At 65.3% G+C, this 12,114-nt stretch carries 8 protein-coding genes; 4 read left to right on the top strand and 4 right to left on the bottom strand.

Features of this window, described 5'->3' with window-relative positions; translation table 11 throughout:
• Window positions 1–437 precede the first annotated feature (437 nt).
• Entirely contained in the window at window positions 438–2,045 is a 1,608-nt protein-coding gene (locus JW897_RS19930) for an EAL domain-containing protein (protein ID WP_205467373.1), read from the top strand.
• A gap of 120 nt (window positions 2,046–2,165) precedes the next feature.
• On the top strand, window positions 2,166–2,933 hold the full coding sequence (locus tag JW897_RS19935) for a DeoR/GlpR family DNA-binding transcription regulator (protein WP_019103455.1): 768 nt from the start codon (window positions 2,166–2,168) through the stop codon (window positions 2,931–2,933).
• Between the two features lie 124 nt (window positions 2,934–3,057).
• Here JW897_RS19935 and JW897_RS19940 read toward each other — a convergent pair whose 3' ends face one another.
• Window positions 3,058–4,647, bottom strand: coding sequence for a GGDEF domain-containing protein (locus JW897_RS19940; protein WP_231589354.1), 1,590 nt, complete (start codon window positions 4,645–4,647; stop codon window positions 3,058–3,060).
• A 113-nt stretch (window positions 4,648–4,760) separates the two neighbouring features.
• Here JW897_RS19940 and JW897_RS19945 point away from each other — a divergent pair, with 113 nt between their 5' ends.
• On the top strand, window positions 4,761–6,668 hold the full coding sequence (locus JW897_RS19945; RefSeq protein ID WP_048416131.1) for a ribonuclease catalytic domain-containing protein: 1,908 nt from the start codon (window positions 4,761–4,763) through the stop codon (window positions 6,666–6,668).
• Between the two features lie 213 nt (window positions 6,669–6,881).
• Here the strand turns inward: JW897_RS19945 and JW897_RS19950 are convergent, their stop codons facing one another.
• The 3 genes from JW897_RS19950 to edd form a co-directional block, all read right to left on the bottom strand.
• Complete coding sequence (locus JW897_RS19950) at window positions 6,882–7,703, bottom strand: HDOD domain-containing protein (RefSeq protein WP_048416130.1); 822 nt, start codon at window positions 7,701–7,703, stop codon at window positions 6,882–6,884.
• Between the two features lie 182 nt (window positions 7,704–7,885).
• Window positions 7,886–8,512 (bottom strand): bifunctional 4-hydroxy-2-oxoglutarate aldolase/2-dehydro-3-deoxy-phosphogluconate aldolase, encoded by a 627-nt coding sequence (locus JW897_RS19955; protein WP_048416129.1) that lies wholly within the window; start codon window positions 8,510–8,512, stop codon window positions 7,886–7,888.
• Window positions 8,513–8,514: 2 nt separating this feature from the next.
• A complete protein-coding gene (gene edd, locus JW897_RS19960; RefSeq protein ID WP_205467374.1) occupies window positions 8,515–10,365 on the bottom strand; it encodes a phosphogluconate dehydratase in 1,851 nt (616 codons plus the stop codon).
• 254 nt (window positions 10,366–10,619) lie between these two features.
• Here edd and zwf point away from each other — a divergent pair, with 254 nt between their 5' ends.
• A complete protein-coding gene (gene zwf, locus JW897_RS19965; RefSeq protein WP_205467375.1) occupies window positions 10,620–12,098 on the top strand; it encodes a glucose-6-phosphate dehydrogenase in 1,479 nt (492 codons plus the stop codon).
• Window positions 12,099–12,114: the final 16 nt, after the last annotated feature.

Here is a 12,114-nt window from a genome sequence, read left to right on the forward strand (position 1 = left end):
GATACGCGCCGCGCGGCTGGTTTTCCAAATTTCTCTAAGAACCTGTTTACGATCTGCTGCGCGTCGGCGATACGGCGTTGAAAACCACTTCGAAATGCTCATGTACCGTGCGTACACTCCGCTTTCTCAGCTGTTTTCGCCTTGCCTCACCTTAGCTCGCGAGATCGTAAACACGTTCTAAGAACCCGTTCAAAGTCTGCTGCGCTTCAGCGATACGGCGTGGGGCATGAGCCTTTCGCCGTGCCGCGTCTCACGACGCGCGGCAGATCGTAAACGGGTGCTGAGGGACGGCGCGGCAACGCCCGCCTATCCCTCTTCCTGGCAGTCCCCGTCCATTCATGCCGTTTTCGCCAGAGTCAGCCGCGCCGCGGCTTGGCGCGCGTCGCCATGGCCGGACGCGGGCCGCTTCTTGTCATTCAGTCACGCCGGGGAACAATGTGTTTTGTCGCCATCGCTTCCGTCACCTGATCAGCCGGGGCAATCAATTCCGCGGCAGCCTCAACGCCGCGGAATGGACCTTGGTCTTGCTGGTGGCCGTGTTGCCGGCGGCGGTGGGCCTGCCCTTGACCTGGAACCGCTACCAGCTGGACGTGCAGGCGCAGCTGCAAAGCGCGGCGGGGCGCGCGGTCAATTCGGTGGACCGGGTGTTCGGCCAGGTGGACCGTTCCTTGCGCGAGGCCGCGCCGCTGGCCGGCCTGCCCTGCCCGCAGGCGCGCGGCCAGCTGGTGTCGCTGGCGGCCTTCGATCCCTATATCCGCTCGCTGGGGCTGATGGACGGCCGCCGCCTGTACTGCACCTCGGTGCTGGGCGCGCAGGACACGGTGCTGCCGTTCACGCCGTCGGCGCCGCAACAGTTGATCCACCGCCAGGGCTCCGGGCCCTTGTATCCCAAGCGTCCCTTCCTGATGCGCACCTTGCTGACCGAACGGGGGCAGGGCCTGGTCGCCAGCGTGGAGCTGGCCTATTTCAGCCCCTTGCTGCCCTGGCAGGCCGACGACGGCCACAGCGGCTCCTTGCTGGTGCTGAACCACAAGGAGGCGGTGCAATCCACGCTGCCGGGCGCCGCCGAGGTGCCGGCCAGCGCGGTGCTGCGCGTGATCGCGGCGTCGCAGCGCTATCCGCTGGCGGTGCACAGCTGGGTGGACGCCGAGTATCTGTGGCGCGGCGCCTCGGCGCGCCTGCTGCGCGCCTTGCTGCTGTTGCTGCCGGTGGGCGTGGTCGGCGCGGTGCTGCTGCTGGGCTATCTGCGCAAGCGCGGCTCGGTCAGCGGGGAAATCCTGCTGGCGCTGCGCAATCAGGAGTTCCTGCCTTACTACCAGCCGGTGTTCGACGCCTGCGGCCGCCGCTGCATGGGCGTGGAAGTGTTGCTGCGCTGGCAGCATCCGCGTCAGGGCCTGGCGCCGCCGGACCTGTTCATCCCGGTGGCGGAAGCTTCCGGCATGATCATCCAGATCACCCGCTATCTGATGCGCAAAGTGGCCGCGGACATGGCGTCGCTGCCCTTGCCCGAGCGCTTCTTCGTGGCGCTCAATCTGTCGCCCAGCCATCTGCAGCACGCGCAGCTGGTGGAGGATTGCCAGGCGTTTTTGCAACACTTTCCCAAGGCGCCGCCGCGGCTGGTGCTGGAAGTGACCGAGCGCGAGCCCATCCAGGTGACGCCGCAAAGCCAGCAGGTGATGGCCGCGCTGCGGCGGATGCGGGTGCAGATCGCCATCGACGACTTCGGCACCGGCCACAGCAGCCTGGCCGAGCTCAACCGCATCCACGCCGACCATCTGAAGATAGATCGCGTGTTCGTGGCGGCGATAGGCAGCGACTCCATCGCCAACCGCATCCTGGAAATGATCATCGACCTGGCCAAGCAGCTGCGCATCTCCATGGTGGCCGAGGGCGTGGAAACCGAGCAACAGCGCGCCTATCTGCAGCAAAGCGGCGTGCATTACCTGCAGGGCTATCTGCTGGCGCGGCCGATGCCGCTGGAGCAGCTGCGCGATTTCCTGTGGGGGCGGCGCGCGCCGCTGGCGGAGGGGCAGGCGGCTTCCTGAGTAAAAAATGCGCAATAAACGAACACTATTGGCCGATATCAAGCCGGAATAGTGGTTCTGTTTGCCGCTGACCCGAAAAATATGTTACTAAAGTGACGTGATTTTCGATTCCGAATAGTTATGAGCCGCTCACCCCGTCACGACAAGATTCTGCAGCTGGTCCGCGAAAACGGCTTCATGCCGATCGAAGAGCTGGCCAGACTGCTCGATGTCACCCCGCAAACCATTCGCCGCGATATCAACCAGCTGTGCGAGGCCAATTTGTTGCGCCGTTACCACGGCGGCGCCGCCTTGGGCAGCAGCGTGGAGAATGAGGATTATTTCGCGCGCAAAGGAAAATTCCAGAGCGAAAAAGCGCATATCGCGGACATGATCGCCAGCAGCATTCCCGATCACGCCTCGCTGTTCATGAGCATAGGCACCACGATAGAGGCAGTGGCTCAGGCGCTGACCAGCACGCACAAGGGCTTGCGGGTGATCACCAACAACATTCACGTCGCCTCCATCATGTCCACCAATCCGGATTTCACGGTGATGATCACCTCCGGCACGGTGCGCGCGTCCGACGGCGGCATCACCGGCGTGGCCACGCTGGACTTCATCAACCAGTTCAAGGTGGACTACGCCATCATCGGCGTGTCCGGCATCGAGCCGGACGGCTCGCTGCTGGACTTCGACTACCGCGAAGTGCGGGTGGCGCAGGCGATGATGTCCAACGCCCGCCACCGTTACCTGGCGGCGGACCACAGCAAGTTCGGCCGCAACGCCCTGGTGCGCATGGGCCACATCAGCGAATTCCACACCGTGTTCACCGACGCGCTGCCGCCGGAGCCGGTGACCAAGCTGTTGGAAGAGCAGGGCGTGCGCCTGGTGCTGACCGAGGCCTGATAAGCGGTTTGCGTTCCGCCGCATCGCCGACGCGCGGCAGACCTTGAACAGGCTCTGAGGCCGCGGCCGCAAAAAAGCCCGGACATCCGTCCGGGCTTTGTCATGTCCGGGCCTGGGGCCCGGCTCAGTCCTGCATGGCCTCCACCCGGTTGCGGCCGTTGGCCTTGGCCCGGTACAGCATTTCGTCGGCCTGGCGCACCAGATCGGTGCTGCTGCCGGCGGTGTCCAGCGAGCTGATGCCCACGCTGAAGGTCTGGCGGAAATCGCCGTCCGGCGCGCGTTGTTCTATCTGGCTGAAGTCCTGACGCAGCTGATCCATCAGCTCGTGCGCCTGTTGCTGATTGGTGCCCGGCAGCACGATGGCGAATTCCTCGCCGCCGTAGCGGCCCACCAGATCGCTGCTGCGCAGCCGCTCCTTGAGAAAGCGCGCCAGATTGATCAGCAATTCGTCGCCGGCCGGGTGGCCGTGGCTGTCGTTGATGGTTTTGAAGAAGTCCAGGTCCAGCATCGCCAGCGACAGCGGCCGCTGGTCGCGGCGCGCGCGCTGGATGCCGTATTCCAGCTGGCCGTGCAGATGGGAGTGGTTGAGCAGGCCGGTCAGGCTGTCGTTGATGATGTAGGAACGCAGCTTGCGGTAGCGGCGCGCGCGGTTGATCACGGTGACGATCAGCTCCTCCGGCGCCACCGGCTTGGTCAGGAAGCCGTCTATGCCCAGGGTCAGCGCGTCCAGCTGCACCGCCTGGCGCTTCTCCACCGACAGGAACACCACCGGTATGCCGTCCAGCAACCGTTGCTGGCGGATCACCTTGGCCAGCTCGATGCCGCTGCACTGCGGCATGTACATGTCCATCAGGATCAGGTCCGGGCGGAATTGCTCGATCATGTCCAGCACCCGCTCCGGCTGGGTCTCCTCGCGGGTTTCCACGCCCTGGGCGTTGAGCACGCTGGAGTAGAGCCCGGCCAGCGATTCCATGTCCTCCACGATCAGCACCCGCAGCGGCTCGCGCTTCTCGCCCAGGTCGCCGAAGCTCAGCTGGTCTATCAGCTGATGCGCCTGCAGCGGCCAGTCCAGCAGGCTGCCGGCGCCGGCGCGCACCGCCGCCAGCCGCGCCTGGAAATCGTGCAGCGGCGAGGTCAGGATCAGCGGGCAGATGCTGCTGATTGTGGGGGCCAGCAACAGGATGGGGTCGTTGGCGGCGAACTCGGTGAAGGCCACCACCGCCTCCGGCGCCTTGTCCTGCAAGGCCTGGGCCAGCTTGGCCGCCTGCTGGATCACCTTGGCGTGGATGCCGTAGCAGGACAGCTGCTGGATCAGCGGCGTGGCGTCCACCTCCTGCGGCAGCCATAGATAGAGGGTGACCATGTCGCCGCCCAGCAGCTTGTCGTAGTCGATCTCCGGCAGGCCGTCCTTGCGTTCCATCATGCCCAGCTGGCTGACCAGGCCCAGGTGGTGGCGCAGGCGGTTGTAGCGCTCGCTTTCCGACGGCGCGGTCTGCGGCTGCTGGATCCAGCCTTGCAGCAGGCGCGACAGGGTCTGGATTTCTCCGGTGATTTCGTTGAGGTCCTGCTCGCGCACCATATCCTCCAGCCGCAGGATCAGCGACAGCAGGTGGGCGGCCAGCGGCCGCTCCCAGCGAGTGACCAGCAGGTGGCCGATGCGGTCGATTTCCTGTGCCAGATGCACGCGTTGTTTGAAAGCCTGATGTTGCGACATGATCAAGTGTTCCCCGGTGGACCCGGTCGTCCGATATTCAAGTTCTGAAGCCGCGCCCTGGGCGCGCTGTTATAATTCGCCGTTGGATTGCAACGGCCTGGCAAAAATTTTTAATGAACGTTTTTTACGAAGAGAGCGGCGGCTTTAAGGTCGGCAGCATCGTTTCGCGCAATGACGCTAGTCTGCAAGTGGATACCCAGCATGGCAAGCGCGCCAAGATCAAGGCCGCGAATGTCTTTCTGGAGTTTAGTTCCGCATTGGGCGATTTTCTGCCCATGGTAGAGCAACTTGCCGCGGATATTGACCTGGATTTCCTGTGGGAATGCTGCCCGGACGACGAGTTCGGCTATGAGGCGCTGGCGGCCGATTACTGGGGCCACGCGCCGTCGGCGGCGGAGGCCGCCGCCATCGTGTCGCGCCTGTACGGCGCGCCGATGTATTTCTACAAAAAGGGCAAGGGCCGCTACAAGAAGGCGCCGGAAGAGGCGCTGAAGGCGGCGCTGGCCGGGCTGGAGCGCAAGAAGCGCGAGCAGGAGCAGATCGACCAGTGGGTGCTTGAGCTGAAGGCCGGCCAGTTGCCGGAGGCGATCCGCGGCCAGCTGATGACCTTGTTGTGGAAACCCGACAAGAACACGCTGGAGTTCAAGGCCTTCGACCAGGCCGCGCGCGAGCTGAGCCTGCCGCCGCTGCGGCTGGCGGACAAGGTGGGCGGCATCTCCTCGGTGCCGGACTACCTGATGGCCGGTTTCATGCTGGAGTTCTTCCCCAAGGGCCGCGGCTTCGGCAAGTACGAGCTGCCGGCGCTGCCGGAGGACTTGCCGCTGTCGCCGGCGCGCGCCTTCTCCATCGACGACGCCAACACCACCGAGATCGACGACGCGCTGTCGGTGCAGGACCTGCCCAACGGCAACAAGCGCGTCGGCATCCACATCGCCGCGCCGTCGCTGGGGATAGAAATAGGCTCCCCGCTGGAGAAGCTGCTGCTGTCGCGGCTGTCCACCGTGTATTTCCCCGGCGACAAGATCACCATGCTGCCGGACGATCTGGTGGAGCTGTTCACCCTGAAGGAAGGCCATGACTGCCCGGCGCTGAGCCTCTACGTGGAGGTGACGCCGGAGTTCGAGCCGGTGGCCTACGAGAACCGCATCGAGAAGGTGCATATCGCCGCCAACCTGCGCCACGCCGCGCTGGAGCAGTTCTTCAACGAAGAGACGCTGGCCTGCGATCCGGGCGTGGATTATCCGTTCAAGCAGGAGCTGATCTGGTTCTGGCAGTTCGCCGAGGCGCTGGAGAAGCGCCGCGGCAAGTACGACCCGACGCGTCCGGTGCAGATGGACTACAACTTCGACGTGGTCGACGGCAAGGTGCTGATCACCTTGCGCAAGCGCGGCGCGCCGATGGACAAGCTGGTGTCCGAACTGATGATCCTGGCCAACTGCGAGTGGGGCCGGATGCTGGCCGAGGCCGACATCCCCGGCATGTACCGCGCGCAGAGCATGGGCAAGGTGAGGATGACCACGCGGCCGGAGCCGCACACCGGCCTGGGCGTGGCCCAGTACGCGTGGGCGACTTCGCCGCTGCGTCGCGCCACCGACTTCATCAACCAGCGCCAGCTGATGTCGATGATCCGCGGCGAGAAGCCGCAGTTCGAGCAGGGCGACGCGATGTTGTTCGCCATCCTGCGCGATTTCGACACCACTTACTCCGCCTACCTGGGCTTCCAGGACCGGATGGAGCATTTCTGGTGCCTGCGCTGGTTCAGCCAGGAAGGCGTGTCCGATCCCACCGCCGCCTTCATCAAGGAGGACCTGGTGCGCATCGACGGCCTGCCGATGCGGGTGCGCATCCCGGGCCTGCCGGAGCTGGCGCGCGGCGACCGCATCCAGCTGGCGGTGATCCGCATCGACGAGCTGATGCAGGAGATCGAGCTGCGCTGCGTCGGGGTGCTCGGCCATGTCGACGCCGCTGAGGACGAGGCGTCCGAAGCGGAGGCGAGCGAGGCGGATGGCCAGGCCGGTTGAGTCCGCAGTGCGAGAAACGCGAAAAGGCGGCTTAGGCCGCCTTTTTTGCGTCTGCTCAGATGATTCTTGGAAGCTTGTTCAAAGTCTCGCGAGCAAGGGCGAGACAAGGCGAAAACCGCTGAGAAAGCGGAATGTACAAGCGGTACATGAGCATTTCGAAGCGGTACTCACCGTGTCGCGTCTCACGAAGCGCAGCAGATCGTAAACAGGTTCTTAGAACATCTCGTCCAGCGCGGTGCAGGCCTCGCGCAACTCCGGCAGCGCCTCCGCCAGCCCCTCGCGCGGCAGGCCGGCGCGCTCCATCACGCTGACCGGCAAGGTCGCCAGCATGTCTTCCTCGCTCATGTCGTGGTTGAAGCCGGAGGTCATGAAGGAGGCCAGGCCGATCAGCAGCGCGAACGGCGACACTTCCTCGTTCAGCAGATCGTGCTGGTTGAAGATGGCTTCCTGGATCTCGTCCGGGAAATTCCAGCGCCGCGCCAGCTCGGCCCCCACCTCGGTCAGGTCCATGCCCAGCAGCATGCGTTCGGTGGCCACCCGGTCGGCGCCGCCGGCGACGATGCGGTCTATCTGTAGCGCCTGTTCCGGCACCGCCACGTAGAGCACCAGTTCGCCGATATTGGACAGCAGGCCGCAGGTATAGCCCAGCTGCGGGTCCAGCTTGGCCAGCCTGGCCAGCCGCTTGGCGGCGTTGGCCATCGCGAAGCTGCGCTGCCAGAACGCCTTCATGTCGAAGCCCTGGATGCCCAGCGTGGCGCCGGTGACGCCGGAGGCGATCACCAGCACCCTGAGATTGTCGAAGCCGAGCAGGATGATGGCGTCCTCCAGCGAACCCACGCGCCGGCTGCCGCCGAAGCGCGCGGTATTGGCCAGCCGCAGCACGCGCGCGGTCAGCACCTGATCATGTCCCACCTTGTCGGTAATTTCATCGATGTTGACGTCGGTGCGGTGAAAACTGGCCACCAGCTCCTGGACCACCTTGGGCACCATGGGCAGCTTGCCCGACGCTTTTTCAAATATTTCCGCCACTTGCATAGGGGTCTCCAATAGGTGAACCGTCGTCGGCGCGGGCGTGGGCCGGCGGCGATGAAGTCCTGCTTCTTGAGCTTAGGCAATTGGCGGGGGAAAGGAAGGACAAAACCGGACAGGGGCGAGGGTGGCGGGCGCGGCTCCAAAAAAAACAGGGCCCGCAGGCCCTGGTAAAGAAGCAACGTCGTTTAATTCCGGTGCAACAGGCTGGCTTCCCGCGCCAGCTGGGTGATGCGGTCCCAGTCGCGATTGGCGATGGCGTCGTCCGGGGTCAGCCAGCTGCCGCCCACGGCCAGCACATTGGGCAGCGCCAGGTATTCCGGCGCTTTCTTGATGTCGATGCCGCCGGTGGGGCAGAAGCGCAGGTCGGAGAACGGGCTGGCCAGCGATTTGAGCAGTTTGACGCCGCCCACGGCCTCGGCCGGGAACAGCTTCTGGATGGTGAAGCCTTCGTCCTGGGCGCGCATCGCCTCGGACGGGGTGGCCACGCCGGGAATCAGGGTCAGGTTGGCGGCGCGGGCGGCGGCGCCCAGTTCCGGGGTGAAGCCGGGGCTGACGCCGAACTGCGCGCCGGCGTCGATGGCGGCTTCCACGTGGGCGCGGGTGCGCAGCGTGCCGGCGCCCACGATGGCGCCCGGCACTTCGTCGCGCATGCGGCGCATCGCCGCCAGCGCGGCCTTGGTGCGCAGCGTCACTTCCAGCACGCGCACGCCGCCGGCCACCAGCGCCTGGGCCAGTTCCACGGCCACGGCCGCGTCGTTGACGATGATCACCGGAACAACCGGGCCTTGGCGCAGCAGGGTCAATGCGTCCATATTCATTTTCTCCAAGAAGCGGGGTGGAAGTCGGGATGGCGGAAGCTGCTGGCGCCGGCTTCGGCGTGGTCGGCCACCGAGCGGAACACCGCGAACAAGTCCCGGCCCATGCCAAAATCATTGTGCGTCAGGTCGGCCTGCGCCTGTTCGCGCGCGGCCCATTCTGCCTCGTCCACCAGCACGGTCAGTTCGCCGCTATTGGCGTCCAGCCGCACCGGGTCGCCGTCGCGCACCTTGCCGATAGGCCCGCCGGACAGGGCTTCCGGCGATACGTGGATGGCGGCCGGCACCTTGCCGGAAGCGCCGGACATGCGGCCGTCGGTGACCAGGGCCACCTTGAAGCCGCGCTCCTGCAAAATGCTCAGCGCCGGGGTCAGCTTGTGCAGTTCCGGCATGCCGTTGGCGCGCGGGCCCTGGAAGCGGATCACCGCGATGAAGTCTTTTTCCAGCTCGCCGCGCTTGAACGCCGCCAGCATGTCGTTCTGGTCGTGGAAGATCACCGCCGGCGCTTCCACCACCCTGTGCTCCGGCTTGACCGCGGACACCTTGATCACCGCGCGGCCCAGCTTGCCGGACAGCAGCTTGAGGCCGCCGTCGGCGGAGAACGGGTCGGCGGCGGTGCGCAGCACGCTGTCGTCGCCGCTGTCGGCCGGCGCGTCCCGCCATTTGAGTTCGCCCTGGTCCAGCCACGGCTCCTGCGCGTAGCGCGACAGGCCGCGGCCCACCACGGTGCCCACGTCTTCGTGCAGCAGGCCGGCGGACAGCAGTTCGCGGATCACGAAGCCCATGCCGCCTGCGGCGTGGAAGTGGTTCACGTCGGCCTTGCCGTTGGGGTAGGCGCGCACCAAGAGCGGCACCACGGCGGAGAGTTCGTCGAAATCGTCCCAGTTCACGTCTATGCCGGCGGCGCGGGCGATGGCGACGATGTGCATGGTGTGGTTGGTGGAGCCGCCGGTGGCCAAAAGGCCGACGATGGCGTTGACGATGGACTTCTCGTCTATCATCTCGCCCACCGGGGTGAAGGCCTTGCCCTGGGCGGCGATCTTGGCCGCCTGTCCGGCGGCGGCGCGGGTCAGCGCCTCGCGCAGCGGGGTGCCTGGGTTGACGAAGGCGGCGCCGGGCAGGTGCAGGCCCATGATCTCCATCAGCATCTGATTGGAGTTGGCGGTGCCGTAGAAAGTACAGGTGCCGGGGCCGTGGTAGGACTGGCACTCGGATTCCAGCAGCGCGTCGCGACCCACCTTGCCCTCGGCGTACAGCTGGCGCACCTTGGCTTTTTCATCGTTGGCGATGCCGGTGGTCATCGGACCGGCGGGAACGAACACCGCCGGCAGGTGGCCGAAGGAAAGCGCGCCTATCAGCAGGCCCGGCACGATCTTGTCGCACACGCCCAGGTAGAGCGCGGCGTCGAACATCTGGTGGGACAGCGCCACTGCGGTGCTCATCGCGATGATGTCGCGCGAGAACAGGGACAGCTCCATGCCCGGCTGGCCCTGGGTCACGCCGTCGCACATCGCCGGCACGCCGCCGGCGAACTGGGCGGTGGCGCCGGCCGCCAGCGCCGCCTCCTTCAGCAGCGCCGGATAGGTTTCCAGCGGCTGGTGGGCGGACAGCATGTCGTTGTAGGAAGAGACGATGGCCAGATTGGGGCGGTGCTCTTCCTTTAGATGTATCTTGATGCCGTCGGGCATGGCGGCGAAGGCGTGTGCCAGGTTGGTACACGACAATTGCGAGCGCTCCACCCTTCCCTGATGGGCTGCGGCGCGCAAGCGGTCCAGGTAGGCGGCGCGCGTTGCCCGGCTCCGGTTGACGATGCGCTCGGTAACGGCGGACAGGGTGGAATGCAAGGCCATGATGACGTTCCGTGTTGAAGTGGGTTGATAGTAGTTTTACTACACTCAAATTGCAAGACGCGCTCCAGCGCCGTTCCGCCATGATACGCCCGGCGGCGCGAGGCAACACCCGCCGTTGCAGCGATTGAGGGAATTGTTTGCTTTGGGGCAAAAGGTGTTGCAAAAGCGGCCTGCGTCAGCGCGATGACATGGACAAGGCAAAAGCTGGTGGTAATATAACTACATCTACAAACGTCTCGAGATGGAAGATCAGGATGGATACCCGTACTACGCCAACCCCGGCCTTCGATATGGTGTTGTTCGGCGGCGCCGGCGATCTGGTGATGCGCAAGCTGCTGCCCTCCCTGTATCAGGCGCACGCCGCCGGCCTGCTCAATCAGCAGGGCCGCATCCTGGCGCTGGGCCGCAAGGAACTGAGCCGCGACGACTACCTGGCCTTTGTCGAGAAGAACTCGCGTCAGCACGTCAAAGCCCATTTCGACGCCGCCGCCTGGGACAGCTTCTGTGCGCGGATTGAATACCTGAAAGTGGACGCTTCCCAGCCGCGGGATTTCCCGGCGCTGGCGGACAAGCTCAAGGGCGACGACGACCGCGTGGTGGTCTGTTACCTGGCCACCGCGCCCAATCTGTTCGCCGGCATCTGCGAGAACCTGGCGGCGGTGGGCCTCAACAGCGGCAATGTGCGCGTGGTGCTGGAAAAACCGCTGGGCACCGACCTGGACTCCTCCAACGAGATCAACGACGACGTGGCGCGCTTCTTCAAGGAAGAGCAGCTGTACCGGATCGACCACTACCTGGGCAAGGAATCGGTGCAGAACCTGATGGCGATCCGCTTCGCCAACGCGCTGTTCGAGCCGCTGTGGCGGCGCGAATGGATACACGACGTGCAGATCACCATCTCCGAAGACCTGGGCGTGGGCAGCCGCGGCGATTTCTACGACGGCACCGGCGCGCTGCGCGACATGGTGCAGAACCACTTGTTGCAACTGCTGTGCATCGTGGCGATGGAGCCGCCGGCCAATATGGAAGCCGACGCGGTGCGCGACGAGAAGCTCAAGGTGCTGAAGGCGCTGCGTCCGTTCAGCGAGCAGGACGTGGCGGCCAAGACCGTGCGCGGCCAGTACAAGGCCGGCGCCGTGAACGGCCAGCCTGTGGTCGGCTATCTGAACGAGCAGGGCATCCCCGCCGACAGCCAGACCGAAACCTTCGTCGCGCTCAAGGCCGAGATCGACAACTGGCGCTGGGCCGGCGTGCCCTTCTTCCTGCGCACCGGCAAACGGATGCAGGAGCGGCTGGCAGAGATCGTCATCAACTTCCGCGACGTGCCGCACCAGCTGTTCAACGGCCCGATGAGCGGCAGCCACACCGCCAACCGCTTGGTGATCCGCCTGCAGCCGGAGGAAAGCATCCGTCTGTACTTCCTGGCCAAGGAGCCGGGCGACACCATGCGTCTGCAGCCGGCCTACCTCGACCTGGACTTCTACAAAGCCTTCAAGGTGCGCCGCGCCGACGCCTACGAGCGCCTGCTGCTGGACGTGATCCGCGGTAAGCTGGCGCTGTTCATGCGCCGCGACGAATTGATCGAGGCCTGGCGCTGGGTGGAGCCCATCATGGACACCTGGAGCCGCAGCAGCAATCTGCCGCCCAAGCAGTACACCGCCGGCACCTGGGGTCCGGCGGCGTCGAGCGCTTTGTTATCGCGCGATGGGATAGGTTGGCACGAGGAATGCTGATCCATCTGCTGCGCAC

Source organism: Chromobacterium alkanivorans (assembly GCF_016937655.1).
Lineage (GTDB): Bacteria > Pseudomonadota > Gammaproteobacteria > Burkholderiales > Chromobacteriaceae > Chromobacterium > Chromobacterium alkanivorans.